The sequence below is a fragment of the Dictyobacter halimunensis genome, assembly GCF_036245075.1.
This window is the reverse complement of the sequence record NZ_BSRI01000002.1, coordinates 2253525-2272477: the sequence shown is the minus strand read 5'-3', so window position 1 is coordinate 2272477 and position 18953 is coordinate 2253525. Positions and strand designations below refer to the sequence as shown.

20 protein-coding genes and 1 tRNA gene are annotated in these 18953 nt (G+C 51.4%); 15 read left to right on the top strand and 6 right to left on the bottom strand.

Going from position 1 to position 18953, the window contains the following annotated elements:
- Positions 1–104: 104 nt before the first annotated feature.
- The 6 genes from AABA21_RS23560 (at position 105) to AABA21_RS23535 (ending at position 5472) form a co-directional block, all read left to right on the top strand.
- A complete protein-coding gene (locus tag AABA21_RS23560) occupies positions 105–788 on the top strand; it encodes an HlyD family efflux transporter periplasmic adaptor subunit (protein WP_338254086.1) in 684 nt (227 codons plus the stop codon).
- Positions 789–803: 15 nt separating this feature from the next.
- Positions 804–1346 carry a hypothetical protein gene (locus AABA21_RS23555; RefSeq protein WP_338254084.1) on the top strand — a complete coding sequence of 181 codons (543 nt, stop codon included), beginning with the start codon at positions 804–806 and terminating at the stop codon, positions 1344–1346.
- 599 nt (positions 1347–1945) lie between these two features.
- Positions 1946–3571 carry a DHA2 family efflux MFS transporter permease subunit gene (locus tag AABA21_RS23550; protein WP_338254083.1) on the top strand — a complete coding sequence of 542 codons (1626 nt, stop codon included), beginning with the start codon at positions 1946–1948 and terminating at the stop codon, positions 3569–3571.
- Between the two features lie 112 nt (positions 3572–3683).
- The gene (locus AABA21_RS23545) at positions 3684–4367 is read left to right on the top strand and encodes an HlyD family secretion protein (RefSeq protein WP_338254081.1); all 684 of its coding nucleotides are present in this window, start codon (positions 3684–3686) and stop codon (positions 4365–4367) included.
- An 88-nt stretch (positions 4368–4455) separates the two neighbouring features.
- Complete coding sequence (locus AABA21_RS23540; RefSeq protein ID WP_338254078.1) at positions 4456–4974, top strand: hypothetical protein; 519 nt, start codon at positions 4456–4458, stop codon at positions 4972–4974.
- Between the two features lie 144 nt (positions 4975–5118).
- Positions 5119–5472: a hypothetical protein gene (locus AABA21_RS23535; RefSeq protein ID WP_338254077.1), complete on the top strand. Its 354-nt coding sequence runs from the start codon at positions 5119–5121 to the stop codon at positions 5470–5472.
- 165 nt (positions 5473–5637) lie between these two features.
- Here AABA21_RS23535 and AABA21_RS23530 read toward each other — a convergent pair whose 3' ends face one another.
- The gene (locus AABA21_RS23530; RefSeq protein WP_338254075.1) at positions 5638–6024 is read right to left on the bottom strand and encodes a hypothetical protein; all 387 of its coding nucleotides are present in this window, start codon (positions 6022–6024) and stop codon (positions 5638–5640) included.
- A gap of 198 nt (positions 6025–6222) precedes the next feature.
- On the opposite strand from AABA21_RS23530, the gene AABA21_RS23525 reads away from it, so the two are divergent.
- Positions 6223–6295, top strand: a tRNA-Arg gene (locus tag AABA21_RS23525).
- Positions 6296–6452: 157 nt separating this feature from the next.
- Here the strand turns inward: AABA21_RS23525 and AABA21_RS23520 are convergent.
- Positions 6453–7034: a hypothetical protein gene (locus tag AABA21_RS23520; RefSeq protein ID WP_338254073.1), complete on the bottom strand. Its 582-nt coding sequence runs from the start codon at positions 7032–7034 to the stop codon at positions 6453–6455.
- Between the two features lie 594 nt (positions 7035–7628).
- On the opposite strand from AABA21_RS23520, the gene AABA21_RS23515 reads away from it, so the two are divergent.
- The gene (locus tag AABA21_RS23515) at positions 7629–7793 is read left to right on the top strand and encodes a hypothetical protein (RefSeq protein ID WP_338254072.1); all 165 of its coding nucleotides are present in this window, start codon (positions 7629–7631) and stop codon (positions 7791–7793) included.
- 148 nt (positions 7794–7941) lie between these two features.
- Here the strand turns inward: AABA21_RS23515 and AABA21_RS23510 are convergent, their stop codons facing one another.
- The gene (locus tag AABA21_RS23510) at positions 7942–8232 is read right to left on the bottom strand and encodes a GYD domain-containing protein (RefSeq protein WP_338254071.1); all 291 of its coding nucleotides are present in this window, start codon (positions 8230–8232) and stop codon (positions 7942–7944) included.
- A gap of 369 nt (positions 8233–8601) precedes the next feature.
- On the opposite strand from AABA21_RS23510, the gene AABA21_RS23505 reads away from it, so the two are divergent.
- From AABA21_RS23505 to AABA21_RS23485, 5 genes are all read left to right on the top strand, one after another.
- A complete protein-coding gene (locus tag AABA21_RS23505) occupies positions 8602–9180 on the top strand; it encodes a hypothetical protein (RefSeq protein ID WP_338254070.1) in 579 nt (192 codons plus the stop codon).
- Positions 9181–9436: 256 nt separating this feature from the next.
- Positions 9437–9916 carry a hypothetical protein gene (locus AABA21_RS23500; RefSeq protein ID WP_338254069.1) on the top strand — a complete coding sequence of 160 codons (480 nt, stop codon included), beginning with the start codon at positions 9437–9439 and terminating at the stop codon, positions 9914–9916.
- A 799-nt stretch (positions 9917–10715) separates the two neighbouring features.
- Positions 10716–11180 (top strand): hypothetical protein, encoded by a 465-nt coding sequence (locus AABA21_RS23495; RefSeq protein ID WP_338254067.1) that lies wholly within the window; start codon positions 10716–10718, stop codon positions 11178–11180.
- A gap of 170 nt (positions 11181–11350) precedes the next feature.
- On the top strand, positions 11351–11959 hold the full coding sequence (locus AABA21_RS23490) for a hypothetical protein (protein WP_338254066.1): 609 nt from the start codon (positions 11351–11353) through the stop codon (positions 11957–11959).
- 24 nt (positions 11960–11983) lie between these two features.
- Positions 11984–12784, top strand: coding sequence for a class I SAM-dependent methyltransferase (locus AABA21_RS23485; RefSeq protein ID WP_338254065.1), 801 nt, complete (start codon positions 11984–11986; stop codon positions 12782–12784).
- A gap of 141 nt (positions 12785–12925) precedes the next feature.
- Here AABA21_RS23485 and AABA21_RS23480 read toward each other — a convergent pair whose 3' ends face one another.
- Complete coding sequence (locus AABA21_RS23480; protein ID WP_338254063.1) at positions 12926–13456, bottom strand: hypothetical protein; 531 nt, start codon at positions 13454–13456, stop codon at positions 12926–12928.
- Positions 13457–14109: 653 nt separating this feature from the next.
- On the opposite strand from AABA21_RS23480, the gene AABA21_RS23475 reads away from it, so the two are divergent.
- Complete coding sequence (locus AABA21_RS23475; RefSeq protein ID WP_338254062.1) at positions 14110–14502, top strand: hypothetical protein; 393 nt, start codon at positions 14110–14112, stop codon at positions 14500–14502.
- Positions 14503–14617: 115 nt separating this feature from the next.
- On the opposite strand, the gene AABA21_RS23470 is transcribed toward AABA21_RS23475, so the two are convergent.
- Entirely contained in the window at positions 14618–15145 is a 528-nt protein-coding gene (locus AABA21_RS23470) for a YceI family protein (protein ID WP_338254061.1), read from the bottom strand.
- 621 nt (positions 15146–15766) lie between these two features.
- Between AABA21_RS23470 and AABA21_RS23465 the strand changes: the two genes are divergently transcribed.
- A complete protein-coding gene (locus AABA21_RS23465; RefSeq protein WP_338254059.1) occupies positions 15767–17008 on the top strand; it encodes a M20/M25/M40 family metallo-hydrolase in 1242 nt (413 codons plus the stop codon).
- 14 nt (positions 17009–17022) lie between these two features.
- Here AABA21_RS23465 and AABA21_RS23460 read toward each other — a convergent pair whose 3' ends face one another.
- The gene (locus tag AABA21_RS23460) at positions 17023–18783 is read right to left on the bottom strand and encodes a sensor histidine kinase (protein ID WP_338254058.1); all 1761 of its coding nucleotides are present in this window, start codon (positions 18781–18783) and stop codon (positions 17023–17025) included.
- Positions 18784–18953: the final 170 nt, after the last annotated feature.

The window sequence follows — 18953 nt, the reverse complement described above, 5'->3', positions numbered from 1 at the left end:
ATACCCAGTTTAAAAAGGAGGGGAATGATTATCATTCCCTGATGCATATATAAATACAAATTGTTATCAATTTTTACTTTTTCATTTGAAGGAGATCACGCACCATGCGTCGCATGATTTTTGTACCGATCCTGATTATGATCGCCATCCTGGCTATCGCCGGTGGAGCTGGCCTCTGGTTCTTAAACAACTACAATAACTACCAGACCGATGACGCCCAGGTCACTGGCCATATCTTGAGCGTTAGCAGTCCCCAGGCGGGCCAGTTGACCACCATGTCGGTCAAGCTAGGTGATAAGGTGACTGCCGGCCAGACCATTGGCACCATTACCACGGCTCCCACCACCGGTACCAGCGCAACGACTGTAGCGGCCGCTGCCAAGCCTGCTACTGTCGATGTTACTAGCCCGATTGATGGCACCATCGTCCAGGTTCCAGCGGTGCAGGGACAGGGAGTAACTCCGGGTGCTACGCTGGCTCAGGTGGCTGACCTCAGCAATCTGACGATCACCGCCTATGTCGATGAGGGTGCCATCAACAATATTAAAATGAATCAGGATGTCGATGTGACCGTCGATGCCTATAGCGGCACTACCTACAAGGGCCATGTGCAGAACATCGTCTCGGCGACCGCCAATTCGTTCTCGCTGCTGCCCTCCTCGGACAATGCCAGCGGCAACTTCACCAAGGTCTCGCAGCGCATCCCTGTCATCATCTCATTTGGCGACAACGGTGGCAACAACATCGTACCGGGCATGAGCGCGGAAGTCACCATTCACGTTCACTAATATAAGGAGAGAAAAATGATCATTGGAGGACTTATCGCGGTCGCCGTTCTCGCCTTGCTGGGTGCATTCTTCCTGGCACGTGGTGGTGGCGATAAAAACGCGAAGCCTGCTGCTAGGGTGGAGAGCGCGCAGCCAGCGACGCCGGTCCAGCCTGACATAGAGAAGAAGGCCACTATCCCGGCTCCCGAGCTCAAAAGGGAGAGCCAGCAGTTGGAGTTCCCAAAGAATTCCAGCATGCCCGATCTCAGCCAGGATACGACAACGTCCATGCCTCGCGTCAACAACTTTGAGGACTACAACGCCACGCCGGCCTACTGGCCGCAGGAGCAGTCAGCGAGCCAGCATGAGCCCGACGTAGCCGCCCTCAATCGTCGCTTATACGAACTAGCCGGCCAGCTGCATATCATGCAGCGCCAGACGCGTGACATCGAGCAGAATCTCATGCACCTCAGCGGCGTCATCGAACACATGAACCGCAAAAATCACAGCAATGGCAATGGGTCGGAGCCCTTGCTCAGCAGGAGCTCCTCCGTACCATCCATGCCCTACGGCGACTAGTCGCCCCCTCCCGGGCGGCCGCATACGCGGCCGCCCTTTTTAATTAAGATGAGGGTGTGTTTTTGCATTGATGGCGCGTTACGCGCCATCAATGCAAAAACACACCCTCATCTTAATTATTTGTGAGTGCCACAGGCATGCCCCCCTATTATTTAGATGTGTGGGGTGGCGCATGCTCCCTCTTTATTTAGATGTGTGGGGTGGTGCATGGCTCCTCTTTATTTAGATGTGTGGGGTGGTGCATGGCTCCTCTTTATTTAGATGTGTGGGGTGGTGGTGTCAGGCAGGCGCCCAGCGCCTGCCTGACACCACCACCCCACACATCTAAATACATTTTGAGCGCCGTAGACGCGTATAGTCATGCGCCGAAGGCAAAAATCCCCCTCCTAATCCCTTGACTTTGAAATGACCTTCTGGTAAATTGATGACTGAGTAGTCAAGAAATCTGTTTGTAAGTCAATTGACAACTAACCAGTCACTTACTTGATTGCTTGCCAATCGACATCGAACTCTGGAACATCACTGTATTTTGTACTTTGCATTGCTTGATGTGTATATAGCAATATCGCATCTGTACAGCGTATAAGGAGTTTCTGTCTATGCAGACGTCTGCACCTGCCGCGCCTCGGAGCGGGGGATTGCCATATAAATGGATTGTGGCATGCGTGGTGATCTTTGGCATCTTTATGAGTATTCTCGATAGTACTATCGTGAATATCGCCATTCCACGTCTACAGAGTGCCTTTGGTTCGGATCTTAATAGTGTGCAGTGGGTGTTGACCGGCTATACGCTGGCCCAGGGGGTGGCTACGCCGCTCACCGCCTATCTGTCGGATCGCATCGGGATCAAGCGTTTCTACATGATGTCGCTGGCGGGTTTTACGCTGGGCTCGGCCCTGTGCGGATTTGCCTGGAGCCTGCCGGTACTGATCACGTTCCGCCTGCTGCAGGGCTTTATGGGAGCCTTCCTGTCGCCGCTGGCCATTACGCTGCTCTACCATGAGTTCCCACCGGCGGAGCGTGGTACAGCCATGGGCGTACTGGGTATCCCGATCCTGCTGGCCCCGGCGTTCGGTCCCACCCTTGGTGGCTATATCGTCACCTTCGCCGGCTGGCAGCTCATCTTCTATATCAATGTTCCGCTGGGGATTATCGGCCTGATTCTGGCGGCGATCTATCTCCATGAGGCACGCGGCGATGCACGCACCAGCTTTGACGTCCCCGGCTTCGTGCTCTCGGCGATCGGGCTGGGCCTGCTGCTCTATGGGCTCTCGGACGCCAGTACCTCTGGCTGGACCTCGGCTACCGTGCTGGGCTGCTTGCTCTCGGGCGGCCTGCTGCTGGTCATATTCATCTTTGTCGAACTGGGCCGCGTGCGGCGGGAACAGCAGCCGCTGCTGGATATACGCGTGTTCAGGGATCGCTCGTTCTCGACCAGTAGCTTTGCCAGCATCCTGGTCACCTTCGCCCTGTTTGGCGGGCTCTTCCTGGTCCCGGTCTACCTGCAGAACCTGCGCCAGCTGAGCGCCTTCCAGGCCGGACTGCTGCTGTTGCCCCAGGCGTTCGCGTCTATGATCGCCGTGCTGGTCGGTGGCCGGCTGGTGGATCGCTTCGGGGTGCGCGCCGTGGTGATCCCGGGTCTGGTTATCACCGCCATCGCCATGTGGCGCTTTACCTTTTTAGATCTCTATATTCCCTTTGGCTCGTTCCAGCTGCTCTTGATCCTGCGTGGCTTCGGCATCGGCCTCTGTATGCAGCCGCTGATGGTATCGGCGCTGGCCCAGATCCGGCCGCGCATGCTGGCGCAGGCCACGGCAGTCAGCACCACCCTGCGCTTTGTCGGCAGCTCGCTGGCGGTCGCCATCATCGCCACGCTAGTCCAGAGCCAGACCAGGCTACACTATGCCCACCTGGCCGAGAAAGTCACGCCAGACTCCCCGCTGGGACAACTGGTGCCGCGCCTGCAGGCGCTGTTTATCTCGCATGGGGCAGCGGCGACCCAGGCCTATGGCACGGCCCTGAGCACCATCAGTGGCCTGGTGATGCGGCAAGCATATATCCTGGCCATCCAGGACGCCTTCTGGCTCAGCCTGGCGCTCACGCTGGTCGCCGTAGTCGCCGCCTTCTTTGTCGGCTCCGGTCGCCGTAAGAACCAACCGGCCCAACAAGAACCATTAAGCGACGAAGAATCCAAGGCCCGCGAAGAAGCCATGATGGCCGTATAACCCATCGGCCCGGCCGCCGCGTCCAACCCATAGGTTCGGACCTCGCGTCCGATTAAAAACGCGTTCGATTGAAAAATACAACGATACGAATGATCGAAGGAGTGAACGTACCATGCGACGGATGGTCTTTGTTCCAATTTTAATCATGATCGCCATTCTGGCCATCGCCGGTGGCGCTCTCTACTGGTTCTGGAATGGTTACAATAACTACCAGACCGACGATGCCCAGGTGACGGGGCATATCTTGAGCGTCAGCAGCCCCCAGGCGGGCCAGCTGACCGCGTTGTCCGTCAAGCTGGGTGATAAGGTGACCGCCGGCCAGACTATCGGCACCATCACCGCCGCGGCCCCCACCACAGGCACCGGGACCACGGCCGCCGGTGGCGCGAAGAGCAGCAATATCGATATCATCAGCCCCATTACGGGCACGATCGTCCAGGTCCCGGCGGTCCAGGGACAGACGGTGACCCCCGGCGTGGCGCTGGCCCAGGTGGCGGATCTCAGCAATCTGACGATCACCGCCTATGTCGATGAGGGCGCCATCAATAATGTTAAGATTAATCAGGATGTCGATGTGACGATCGATGCCTTTAGCGGCACCACCTACAAGGGCCATGTGCAGGACATCGTCTCGGCGACCGCCAGCTCGTTCTCGCTGCTGCCCTCTTCGGACAATGCCAGTGGCAACTTCACCAAGGTCGCGCAGCGCATCCCCGTCGTCATCAGTCTGAATAGTACCGGGAGCGACAATGTCGTTCCTGGGATGAGCGCGGAAGTAACCATTCACGTGCACTAGGCGGCCATGCAGCAAGTAAGCCTGCCTGCCTGAGGGAGGGGCATCTTTGCTATGGAGGTGTCCCTGCATTCAATCGAAAGGAAGAAGCATGTTGATTACCGGTGGACTCATCGCTGTTGCCATTGCGGCACTGTTGCTCGCCTTTTTCCTGGCCCGTGGAGCCAGCGGCGAGCGCGGCGGCAGCGGCAGGTCCGAATTGCCTGGCAACAACCAGGCCCAGACAGAACTGATGGCCGCCCAGGCCGCGGGCTCACCCAGCGCGGTCGCCCCCACGGACGCGACGCCTCGCCCCATCGAGCGGTCGCCCGCAGCCTTCAATACACATCAGAGCCAGGACAATCGCAATGAGGAGACCGCCCCGCCGCGTGCGAGTGGCAGCCTGGCGCCTGGCTATTATGATGAGGATGCCAGTGCCCAATCTCTCAACCGCCGGGTGTACGAGCTGGCGGGCCAGCTCCGCTCTCTCCAGCGTCAGTCGCAGGAGATCGAGCGCCACCTGGTAGAGCTCAGCGGCATCATCGAAGGCATGGATGCGCGTGGCCGCCACGACCAGCCATACTATCGCAGCGCCGCCTCCTACGGCCCCGACGAGGCCCACAAAGACTAGCCACCCGATGGGTACTCGAATTTGAAGCCAAAGGGCGCAACAATGTTTGAGCCAGTGTGGTAAATGTAATGGAGAAGATACATAGATGATGATTATATAGCTGTACTCCAGCATGAATTCGCTGCCCAGGAGAACAGCTTTCTCTTGCAGCTAAGATGTGACTTATATTGGGACAAAGTGGCATTTAAGCGCCTTATTGAGGCCATGTATGCATGCTGCAAACAATATGAGCAAACACCTAACTCAAAAGAGGACGCATTACCTTTACCACGCTGGCTTGCAGAAGGATACTGGTATATTGCCACCTTTGTACCAGGCCATACTTCTCATCCATATTGGAGCGATATAATTGCTAAAGAACCAGAATACTTTAGCAAAGCATATGATTTTTTAGATCATGTAGCGAGGTGGTTTTTTTCAGGTCGCTATCCCTGGACCAGAGAAGCAAAGGTATGGATTTATTATAGTGTGTTAGTTGAGCTAAATGAGGCAAACTAACATCAGCAAGAAAAAGGCGCACTTAGCATTCCCGGAACCGAAATATATTGTAGGTTCATAAAATGCTACTATGAGCCAAACAAAAACGCCCAGGTAAATAGTCTGTTCTTGACTGTCATACCTGGGCGTTTTGTATGTAACAAGGTGTCTCAGCTGCCGTAAGACTCAAGAATCAAATTGCAGAGAAACTACTTTGTTGCTGAGTACTTTGAAGTAGACGACGAAGAAAGCAAGCGTCTCTATCACTTTCCATAAGCACATAATATGCATGGTGATATAAAGATTGTGCCACCATGGGGGATCGAAACCTGGGCCACAAACAAATATGGGGACACGAGTTACAGCTGCCATCAGAATGGAAGTAAAGCTGGCGAAAAAAGCCATGACTGTAATTACCCACCAGCGGTGGAACTGCTTCAATTGAAGCACTCTTAGCGAGAAAGCTGTTGCAGTAAAAAATGCAACGATCCCGCAGAATGCAAAGGCCAATGACAAATTGTCGAAGATTGCTGTGGGTGGGCCGCAACGCGCAAGTGTGAGGTGTAAGAGCATGCCGACTCCTCCAGTTTCTATGTTCTCGACCAGGGAATTGAGGTAGCTACTATACATGATGCATGAATATAAATGCTTGTGACACATTTATCGTGCTGCGCGCACACTTTTTTGACCGTGGCCGAAGCTACATATCTTTTACTGGCTCTGCAAGAGGATTGAATGAAAGCAGAGGATATGCTATCATAAAAGGACAGCGGGGCTGTAGCTCAGTGGATAGAGCGTCGGTTTCCTAAACCGTGCGTCGGAGGTTCGAGTCCTCTCAGCCCCATTCAGTTTTTCTAATACCCCTTCAACCCGCTCCAGAAGCTAAAAAAGTCCCCAACAGGCACCACCCGAGAGAACCAGGTAAAGCACCTATTTTGGGGCCATTTTTCCCAAGTATTACTGTCGGAACGCCGATTCTCCGACAGGAAAACCTCCCATTTTTAGACTTTTTTATCTCTATTGAGGACTGATAGGAAGTATCGCTGCATTTCCCCTTTTCCTTGAAATCTCGAAGCTAATAGTGGTTTAGTTGCCCTACAAGCCACTTTATATATCTTTTGTTGATCTGATAACTTAGCAGTAGGGATGTTACTGAGAAGAATCATAGTAAACATTGGATCATCCGGCATCATACTGTGAGCTTTTTCTAACATTTGCTCCCCTTTCTGCTCCCATGCAAGATAAGCCTGCTCGCTATAGTTCGCGCAAAAGTACTCCGCGAATAAAGACATCATATAACCAAAGGTCCAGAGAAAATTAATATCTTCTGTAAAATGCTCCAGTCCATAGGATGTCAGGCGGCGAAGGATTGTAAGGCATTCATCATAGTCTGGTAAATCGTATTCGTCTTGCCACTGGTAAGGTTGTTCAACAACGGTATACCAGCATAAAAACGCTAAACGAACGCAGGCTTTTATGTGGGTGGGGTCTTCTTCCCATTGTTGAAGCATGACTGCTTTTGCTTCTTGCCAGCTCTTAGCAGTTTCTAACTCATCAATGAGTGCCCACTCCCAGTCAATCATGTTTGAATCCTTTCTTAGCCAAATAAGCATAAAGATTATATCAACTAAATGCCCTGTTGTTTCCGTCTCTTCCGCTTGCTCAGAACATTCATAGCAGCCACTGCCGAGACTCTTTCGTGAGGTGCTTTTTGTCACCTACCTAACCGGAAAGCTTGGGTAGTGCGTATAGGACATAATAGTGACGCAAAATGAGGAAAACGAAATTATGCAAACAAGAAGAAGAAAAATAGGAACCTATGCAATAGCCTTTAGTGCTCTTTGCTGCATTGTTGTGGCTGCCGGTGATTTTTATATAGCCGCTACAAGCAATAGTCACAGGAGCCTTTCCTTTACGGATGCTTGCATTGCTCTGTTTTCGAGCATTATGTGTATTTTGTTATTCATTCAAACACGAAAAAAGCTTTGATTGGGGGCAAACGTACGTTAACCTGGCCTTGCGGCTAGCGTCTCCAGCTCCTCATTGCTCAATCTGCCGTCCAGAGAGATCAGGGGAAATGCCTGCATCTGTCATTGCCTGGCGAGTCATTGAGACATCACCTGGTTACGATAGAGTGTGAGCATGACGGATTTGTGGCATATTCAGGGAGGAAACCAATGTCTGGATACCAGCCGCCCAAAGGTTACTTTGCCTGTCGAGAAACAAACGCGCAGGCCACCTGGAAACGTCTGCTGCCGTTTTTTCAGCTTCCCGGTACGATCACACTGGGCGCTACGATGGTGCGTTCAATCGGGACCTGGTCGTCCTGTGCGGACGAGTGAACCGCGATTTCCTATCACTATATCCAGAATAAATAGTATCCATCAGCGACCATCTGGTAGCGTCTTCATGGCAAACACAAATTCACTTGCGAGGCTCGTGCTCAGAGGAAAAGAGGAGCGTGGGGTAGACTGGAAGCGTGGTCACGCCTCACATCTTCTGAATGATGGCCTCCATTTCGGTCTCGTTGAACGCACGAAGTGTCTGGGTGCGTACATTACCGAGGCTGTCGAGGGTGAGTAATGTCGCCATCGCCGCCTGTTCATCTGGCGCCTCAATGACACTGATGAGGTCATACTTTCCCTGGGTCCAGTAGATATTGTCGAGCTTACCCCCGTGACGCTCCACATCGGAACGGAAATGACGAGCGCGCTGGACAGTATCCTTGGCATTCTTCACCCCTTGATCGGTCCATTTGATGAGTACTACGTAGGTAGGCATAGCCTTGCTCCTTTCTTTACTCTGCGTTTGTCACATTTCCAGTTCAACCCACATATGATTTATAACGTCGCCAATGGCACCAGTTGTAACTCTTGCTCTCGATGCGAGGAACATGCTTAACAGCTTACGGATAACGTGGTGCTCGATCTGAGGAGCAAATGGTGCCCTCGTTCATTCCTAAGTCGTGCGTCGGAGGCTCAAGTCTCCCAGCCCCATCCCTCATAAACTCAATAATGTAAACCCGCCTCAGAAGCTAAAGAAAACTCTTTTACTGAATGTAGCAAGCAACTGGTAAACCCGCCTTTTTTTGCATTTTGTTGTTATACCGTAAATATATTGCTATGCTAGACTTATAGGTAAAAAGAAAAGATGGAAGGAACCATGCGCCGTACATTGATCGTGGTGGCTTTTATAAACTGTGTTGTTTTGAGTTCTAGTGTCATCCTCGATGGCTTGATGCATTCAGACCAACATGAGCCGGCCAGAACCTTTCTCCTGACGGGCTTGCTCTTGATTTTTCTGACACTAATTCCTCTAAGCATTTATGTGATCCGACAAATGATGGCACAAGACAAACAACTGCGTAGGTACGGTATTGCGAATATATCTATGTGGAAGTTGCTCAGAATGGATGGTGAAGTAACCAGACCCTATCGTCGAGAAACGAAACTGCAGTTTATTTTATTCATAAATATCGCCTTCGTAGTGCTGGCTTGGCCAATCGTAGGGCTGTGTTTACCAGTTATTATGCCAGATCCTTACAGTTCTGTTGCAGGGAAAAGTGATCAGCAGCTACAAGTTGAATTGCATCAATGGCAGGCTTATAAGGATACTTTCTCTCAAACCGAACATTTGATAGATTGGGCCTGCTGCCTTGAATTTCCCGTAGGTAGCCTTATCTATGCATTGCTTAGTAAAGACCTTACTCAATTGAAAGAGGAAGCTTGAGTTAATTGTGTAGAAAGAACACCTGACTAAACCGAAAAATCCTTCTTAGGAGTGACCCGCAGCGGGGTTAGACTGCTGCAGCACTTTGGCTTTAGCGAGATCATCTTCCCGAGAGATGATACCAGCGTATTCGTACTCGATATGAAAGAGTCTGGAGCGCCAATAACCCAGGCCTACAGAGAAGCCTACCAAAATTTTCCTAGCCAAAAATAGAAATTACTACCATCTAACAAAAGGTTTTGAAAGGGCCGCACTGTTGGGAAGAAAAAGTGTTTTTGCTGTTGAAGAAGGACATGTACTTTCTTTTGGACGGCTCGTATATGTTCGGCAAGACTACGCATTGAATTTTGTGCCGAGACAACAGAGTGATTGCAGCGTGGAGATCCTACACGTGGAATTGGGCTTTAGTTGGGTTTACGGCGATACCAAGTACGCCAATCAAGTGAGTGGATACTGTGGAGACTCCACCAGATGGGATAAGCGCCAGCTCCGTGTTCCTAATTTCCATTCAGGTAGATTGATTTTACTTGATGAAGCAATTGAGTGTGGCGATATTATTGGACTTGAAGGTTCAGAATCGTGGGACATTTCTTATGACTCAGCTACTTCTTGGGTTTGCTTCGGAGACGTTAGTTCTCACAAAGATGACGTTGCTGTCCTATTTGCGATGGGGTGTGGAGCTATTCTCCGAGCTAACCAATTGAAAGCACTTTGGGTAAAGCCAATTTTTCAATAAGTATTCAGCACAACTTAGCTATGGCTTCATCACAACCGTAAACGTCAAAATCATTCCCACTTGGCATACATATAGAAACTAAACTTCCTATACTATAGTCACCTGTCAGGAGAAAATATGAAACTTAATGATGACAAGCTCATTGAAAATTTGAATCTAATTGCTCGAATAAATAAATTTCCCCCTTCAAGGCGGTATACACAACACGTGTGTTCATACTACTCTCTTGTTTCGGAAATGGGGAAATTGGCCTGATCAGCTTATCGTCATCGGTTCACAAGGATGTACGATCTATACTTCAATTCTTTGTTCTGAAGCACCATATCCCATTGTCAGAAGCGATCAAACATATCACGTTGGTATTGAAGCCCCCTCATTACAAGATTGGCTTCAAGATTGGCTTGATGGGAAAGAAAAACATGAGCAAGTATTGCTTCCAGTGAGCTTTGAGGAAGAGGCCTGAGAAGAAAGGTATTACTGTCTGAGATGCAAAACCGATGGTGACGTAACACAAGTTTGAGGGGTTTTGGGCGTTGATTTAGGCTTCAAAGGAGGGAAATAAAAAACCAGGGGAATCTACGTTATTGCCGTATACCTATAGTAGTGAATTGGCTGCTGGAGGGGACTTAGCCCTACTTCTGTTTCTTCCTTCTTGACTCCGTCTACCAAGTCTATTATCGAGCGTTTTTTACTATCATATACAAGGATAGCTATGTATACCAGCCTGCTGATTTGTTGGCGATAGTATAGAAGGACGGAGTTGAAAGGAGTTGCTGTCTCAAGAGGGAGTAAACTATCAATGGCGAAGCAAAAAAAGGAAACTAAGGCACAGCTCGGCAAGCAATATCCGCGTTACCGTTTCTATCTCAATCCGTATCAGGATCTGCGGTGGACGATGTGCCCTCAGTGTAAGAATAAGATGCATCAGCGTAAGTTACCGCTGGTGATCCATGTCGATCCAGCTTACTTGCTCTCTCTCAACAAAACATGCCGTTATTGTCCACATTGTGATTTGCTTATTGCTCATCAAAACGACGTGGAGGGTTTTCTGGCAGCGTACTTTTCCAGGCCTGATCTAGAAATAGTTGGCAACGATTATCTGGTAGTAGGAACCATGGACCGTGCAATATGGAAGCGCGGTATACAGCAACCGTTGACCGTGCAAGAGACGCTGGATGCGTTGCACGATTTCAAGGATGTTGTCACATTTCAACTGACAGGAGGCTGGGTGAGGGACAAGACCAGACCTCCGACAAAGAAGTGAGGGTTCAGTCGTACATCTGATCTAACCCCATATAAGAAGCTCTTCCATTGTATAGACAAAAACGACAGAGTTCTGCTAAATTGGTCGTTGATACGTTAGATATACTAAAAAAAAGCTATAGAGCAAGAAGTACGTATCATGCCTTGAAATAAAGCCAGGAGGATGGGCTGATGGATATATTTGATGAGCTTGCTGGCATTGATCTGCGCTCCCTTGATCCAGATGGAGGCGTTGTGGCTGTCATGGTATGTTGGCGACCATGTGCAAAAGATCCCGATCCTGAGCAGCCTGGAGAGAAGGTCTTTATCTCGAGCTATCTGCCGCTGGGCGCTTCTGACTTGTGCTGCTGTGGTAGTGGCAAACGTTTTGCTGACTGCTGCCAGCCATTACCCTATTGGCGCCCTGTCTGTAAGAATCCGAGCATGCAAACGTATAGTTTGATGCACCCACAGGCAGCTTACTTCAAGCATATCCCTGATGATGTGGTGTATGCTTTCTTGCAGAATGATGAGCGGCTCTATTGTGTGGCGGATGATGGTTCTCAGCATGGCTGCTGGCTATACTGGGGAGATCCAGCGTATGATGCTCCCTATGGAACACTTTGCTTTGGTGATTTCACGCTGTCTGAGGACCATTCTTTGCGTGTTAGCGCCCTGAGCGAGACACGGATGGAGATCTTGCTGGACCTTCTAAAGCCACTCGCTTTAGATGCACCGCAGATGCAAATAGATCCTTTCCCGCGTCTGGCAAAGCCGCGATGGAGAGGCTCAAAGCGATAGAGGAAGAAGGAGTGTGATAGACACATGGCTGAGGAAGCTCACAGCGCTGCTTCGGCGTATCGAGCACACGCGGCGGCGTTTCAAGATAAGAGCGTGGTGTATGCGTATCGCTATCGTCCCATCTATCCATCTGCCACCTTCGATCTGTTGGTGCAGCTGATGGGGACACGGCCTGGGGCGGTGCTGGATGTGGGTTGTGGCAGCGGCGATATCGCGCGCCAGCTGGTGCCACGGGTTGAGCGGGTGGATGCGGTGGACTTTTCATCCCAGATGCTTGAGCGGGGCAGGCAGCTCCCCAATGGGGATCATCCTGCTCTGCGCTGGCTGTATGGACGCATCGAGGAGGTGCAACTTCAGCCTCCCTATGCCCTGGTGACGGCCGGCGAGAGTATGCATTGGCTGGATTGGCATATCGTTATGCCGTTGCTCCATGATGTGCTGCAGGACGGGGCGTACCTGGCCATGGTGGGGAGGCAGATCACGCCGGATATCTGGTCCTTGCTCGGCGACGTGGTGCCGCGCTACCGGGCCGATTTCTACCTTCCTCAGTCACAGGAGAGGCAAGAGCAGGGCCTCTTTCAGCAGGTGGGTGAAAGCACGACCGAGGCCTATGCGTTCGTCCAATCGCTGGCTGATGTCGTTGAGTCCTATCATTCACGTGCCGGCTTCTCGCGAGAGCGCATGGGACCACTCAAGGCGGCGGCTTTTGATCGCGAGGCAGAGCAGGCCCTGCTCGCGGCGTATCCTGATGGCGTGGTCCCCTTCCAGGTGCGCGCCCAGATCACCTGGGGCGTGCCACAAAAGAAGACACCTGACGTTTTGTGAGATAGCAAGAACCAGGGGAGCGGATGTATATCTCCACTCCCCTGGTTCTCGTCATGGCATTTACGGTTTACAGCTCTGGCTGCTTCGCGCTATGCCACAATGTCATTTGTGCTCTGTGACGGATCACTTCATTTTACTGAGTTATAGAAGACCCAGGATCCGATTCAACAGGTTGGTAATACTTGTTAACGGAGCACCACCGTCAAGCAGGTGAGTAACCGCACACAGCAGGTTGCCAAGCAGGTTGCCCGCGCCTGACTGCGCTGTGATATTCAGGATAACCTGATTAAGGTTTACGTTGAGGCCCAGCAGATTCAGGTTTAATGGGCCAAGATCAAGATGCAGAACCGGACATGTACCCGTAGCTGAGGCGACTGGTACCTGAACCGGAACATTGGTTACCGTTCCCAGTACCTGGCCAGTCGCGCTGGTGAGGGTGCCACTGAGGGTACCTACGCCGGTGAGCTGCCCATTCTGAGAGACAAAGTGGTTAATTGTATAAGCACCATTGAATGTGGACCCATTAGCAGCCGTTCCTGTAACTGCCTGGGTTACCGAGCCGCTTTTAGCAGCATTAGCCTGGGCATGGGCAGAAGCGCTGAATGGCGAGAGAAAAAGACAGGCAAGTAATGCTGTTAAGATTGCTCCGCCAATGAAACTCAATTTTTTCATTAAGGTTACGTCCTCCATCCTTGGGCTATATAGTTATACATTAATAAAATCTTTTTGTGATCGATTATCGACCACTTTATGTGAAACGGTTCATCTGCGAGAATCGAATACATATGCTTACTTTCAATTTGTACGTCTAATTAATATCTTTATTTTTAATATAACAATAATTATATATGGACGTGGTTAAGCTCGCAGCCAGCACAGAAGAGGTAGGAATCTATATAGTACTTTGGGATATTAGCGGCTATTTTTATCGTACATATCTTTATGCAAGAAAGAATAATAGATCATATAAAATGCTTTTAACAGGTTTTATTTTGTTGCGATCTTTATATTATTTTAATATCGGGCCAATTATGGTACAGGATACGAATTTAATAAACACTGCAATAGGCTTTATATTCACCCGGTTGACAGGCCCTTTCTGCCAGTTACGCGGGGCTTATTTTTGTGCCTGGCCAATATCCATGTGGATACCAATCCAGAGTCTGTGGCTAATTTGAGCGAGGAGTATAATATATCGTAAAGCACATAGCTGCCCATAATATCTTTATTATGGTTAATGCTTGGATGTATAGCAAAGAAATGTTTATAGGTGAAATGTAAAGCGACCATTGTGTGAAGCGTTTTGGTGAGAGAAAGGAAGAAACATGCTTAAACGCTGCCTGGTTTCGCTCATTTTCGTTGCCTGCCTGTGCCTGGTGGTCGAATTTTCAAATGTTGCTATGAATCGATCAGCCCTTGCCGTGTCTACGTCAGGCCCGTATGGTCCAGACACCTGCATTTCCGGCTATGTCTGGCGTGAAGCTTTTACGGGCGATCACGTGTGCGTTACGCCCGATCGCCGCACCCAGGTCGCATTCGACAATAGCCAGGCTCGCTATCGCGTCAATCCGTATGGTGGTCCTTACGGTGCCGATACCTGTCGTTCCGGCTATGTCTGGCGTGAGGCTGGCCCCAACGACCATGTCTGCGTTACCCCTGATGAACGGACCCTGGTCGCTCAAGAAAATGCCCTTGCCCCGTATCGTTATGCTCCCTGATGGGCGCAGATAGCCTTTAAGAACCAATCCAATCATATCAGACGCCAGGAAAGAACAATCTCCCTCTCGAGGCTCTCAAGAGGGAGATTGCTCTTTCTTTGGGGTAAGGCGTTGTTTAACCGGCCCAGATAGCTTCTACGCCCAGTTCTATCTGTATCTCATTGCCTGCCAGGGCTATCCCTGCATTATTCGTTACCCTGTAGGTCATGTCGTAATCGCGACGATCGATCTTAGTAATGGCACGCAGGCCGATGCGCCAGGCATTGGTTAAATGGTCCTGCGTGGCGCCATTATACAGCGTGCGCAGCTGCACCTGGTGTGTCACCCCATGCAGGGACAGGTCGCCCGTGATAATAAAGCGATTGCTATCTATATGCCTTATCTGAGTACTGTTAAATGTAATGGCTGGATATTTGGTGGCATCAAAGAAGTCGGCAGTACGTAAATGAACGTCCCGTTGCGGGGCGCCGGTATCTATACTGTTGACCATGATCTGAGCTTTTACTGAGGAGTGCTCTGGAGAGTGTGGGTCCGTCTCGATTGTGCCGGTTACGTCGGTAAACTTTCCCCGGACTATAGCAATGCCCAGATGTTGAACAGCAAATTCAGCCACACTATGAAAACGATCTATTTCCCATGACATAATAAAGTCACCTTCTCATGATTACAAATGTGCTTGTTCGCAAGCTTTAAATCGCTGGATGACAGCAACTTGCGAGTAACGCAACAATAATGGATTGCATGCTGCTCAAAACGATTTACAGATGAGCTGTATGATGATTCCGTTTGTTGAAACGTGATGCTATTTCTAAAAATAGAAACATTCTATGCTTAAATGATTATTCCTCTTTCTCTAACCGCTGCTCCTATCACGCATCCATTCTGGCATTTTTTTGCGTATAAAATGTAATACCACGATCGGCGTGACCTGGGCGTGTAAATGGGTGATTTGCCCCGTGGGTTCGGCCCTTGCGGCCGATTTCCTCACGTATAAACGGGTGATGAGCCAAACAAGAACCCTAATACGTTCAACTTTAATGCAGGCAACAAGAAAAATGACGAGAGCACGTGCGGGGCTTGCCCCCGCTTCCTTCCTCACCACCCGAAAAAGCAACAAACAGAATGCAATGCATCTCATTCAATCGTTCTTGATCACTTTGAATGAGCTTTCCTCTTGGGGGACAAAAGCGGGGGCAAGCCCCGCACGTACTGTGGTCTTTTCTCTTGTTGCCTTTCTTTTGGCGAAGGAAATAGAAGGTTGCATATGTTGAATCCAGAAGAAGATCAAAATATTGTTATGGGTAATCAGCGGCAGGATGCTTATGCGGATGGGGCGGTGCAGGCGTTAGTGAGGGAGGGGGTGGCCTATCTGGAGGAGGCGATGCCGCGCTTCGTGCAGGATCTGCAGCGGTTGTGCGCGATCGATTCGCCTTCGGAGGATACGGGTGGCTTGAACGCGATGGCGGAGCAGCTGGCGGGCCTGCTGCGGCAGGTAGGGATGCGCGCCTCGATTGTGGAGCATTCATGCGGCAACGCTGTGGTGGGTACGCTGCAGGGAGCCAATCCCGCCGGCCCGAGCTGGATGTTGATCGGCCATCACGATACCGTGCATCCGGTTGGCTCGGCCGGCGCGCATACGCGGCTGGAGAGCGAGCGCTTCTACGCGCCCGGTACCGTAGACATGAAGGCGGGTCTGTTGCAGGGCATCTACGCCCTGGAACATCTACACCGGCGCGGCTACCAGGACTTCGCGAAGATCACGTTTCTCTCGGTGTCCGATGAAGAGATCTCGACGCGCTACCACGTGGGGTTGATTCGTGAGCTGGCCCTGGCACGTCCCTTTGTGCTGGGACTGGAGGGCGCGCGCTCCATCGGCAACGTGGTCACGCGGCGCAAGGGATGCGCGCACTATCGTCTCAGCGCCGAGGGGCTGGCCGCCCACGCCGGGAGCAATCCGGAGCGCGGCCGCAATGCCGTGGTAGAGCTGGCGCACCAGATCGTGCAGGCGCAGGGCTTGATGGGGATGCGCGACGGCATGACGATCAACGCGGGTCCGATCAAAGGAGGTTCACGTGCCAACATCGTCTCTGATCACGCCGAGATCATGTTTGATCTGCGCTTCCTGCATCCCGATGATCGACGCGCGGCCGAGGCGCGCTGGCACGAGCTCTTGCGGGACCAGCTTATCGAAGGGGTGACGTTAACCCTGACGCCCGCTCCCAGTTCGATGCAGCCGATGGTGGCGACCGAACAGAGCCTGGCCCTGGCCCAACAGGTACAGCGCATCTCTGAACAGATCCTCAATGTGCCGTTTGATCCTGAGACGCGGGGTGGTGCCTCCGACTGCTGTAACACGGCCATCGCGGGGTGTCCCTCTATTGATGGGCTGGGCGCGATCGGCGGCGGCGCGCATACCACGGAAGAATACGTGCTGCTGGACCCCATTCCACAGCGCACCGCTCTGCTGGCCGGCCTGATCGCCTCCGGTGGAGCCCTGCCGCGCTAGCGGGCGGCCCATGGTCATGATGAACTGGTCGGGGACAGGGGAAGCATAAACCAGAACGTTTCCCCCTGGCCCGGATTACTCTTCACGCCGACCTCACCGTGATGCAGCTGGATTAGCTCCTTGCACAGATAGAGGCTCAGCCCCAGGCTCAGGTCCAGCTCATTCTGCAGCGCGGTCCCCTTGGCCCGGTAGAAGCGTTCCCAGATCAGCTTTTGATCCTCGGGCGCGATGCCTGGTCCATTGTCATGCACATAGACACATGCATCCTTCTCACCCTCGCGCACTTTGACGGTGATCGGTTGCCCCTCGGGCGAAAACTGAATGGCGTTGGTGAGATAGATATGCGTCACCTGCTTGACGCGATTCGCGTCCACCATCACCTCTATGGGCTCGGCTAACGGATCTATCTCTAGCTCAATCTGCCGATCGGGATGGCGGCGTTGATACGTGCGGACCACCTCGGCCACCAGCTGGCGCAGATCAGCACGTGAGACGTGCAGTTCCAGTTTGTGCGCCTGCAGCCGCGAGTCATCGATGATATTGCCGATCATGCGTTCGTGGACCCGCGTACTCTGTGAGGCATATTCCAAAGGATTGAGCACACGCTCGATGCCACGACTCAGCTCCTCTGATTGGCCCGCCATCTCACTGCGCAGCTTCTCCAACCTTCGCAGTGCCAGCTGAATATTGCCCATGGTCACCGTCAGGGGAGTGCGGAACTCATGGCTGGCCAGGTTCAAAAACTCGTTGATGATCGCGTTGGTCTCTTTTAATACGATGCCTTCCAGCCGGGGATCTTTAAAGCGGGCAAAGAGCTTGACGCATTCAGTGAGCAGCGTCGTCAGCGTGGCCACTGCTTTGATCAGAGCCATTTCTTCTTCTGTGCAGGGATCGATGCGACCGATAATGAGCACCCCGGCAACCTGGTTCTGAATGACCAATGGTATCCACATAAATCGCGTCGATGCGGTGCTGGTAATGGAAAATGGACTACGCTGATTGGCTCGCTCGACACAGACTATCTGCTGCCGTTCCAGCTGTGCTATTTCTTCTGGCTGCAGAAATTCTGAGAGTGGATAATGTCCACTTGCCTGTTTGCGTATCTGCACCTGCTTATCTGGCAGTCCACTGATGGCGATATAATGCAGCTTCTGTTCGGGGGTCCTCTTAAATGAAACCAGCAGGACCGCCGGCGTCTTTAAGAGCTGGCTGATTAAATCGGTTAGCTGCTGACCAATCACATCCATGGAAGGCGTATGCAATACATCCTCCTCAGGTGAGGCGGCATATATAGATTCATGAATATGTGAGATGGCCTTGATTAAGGTGAAGATGGCTTTATTGGCGCGCTGGCTCTCGAGCTTGGATTGGTATAACGCGCTCATATCATGAAACAGGTGCAGCACGCCAAGCAGCTGCTGCTGATTATCGCTCAACGGGGTCGAGGTAATGTCAACACAGATAGCGTTATGTGATGGCAACGTGAGGATAGCGCTATGCTTGGATGCTGATGATGCTGGTTTATGACCAATGATTGTGCTCAAGCTGTCGTCGTAGGCCGGGTACAGTTGCGCGTCACGTGGCTGATAGCGATCCATCAACTGCTGAAAAGGCATACTTTTACATTCCTCTTCAGAAGTGAGCTCTAAGAGGGCGAGGGCAGCAGGATTGAGACGTTGAATATTCCCTTCAACATCCTGAATAATGACGCCATCTGGACTTGCTGTGAATAGCGCCGAGAGTTGAATCATTGCCTCATCAATATGTTCCATCATAACCTCTTACACTTGAATTATTCGTCATTTTAGCACAACTATACATATTGACATCATACTGTGTAGTATACAATATTTTCGTATTTTCTAATCTCTTGCATATGCATCAAAGCCCGCGTCATATTTTTTGCCGTGGGTGCGGGCCTTGCTCCCGATTTCCCTCCCCATCC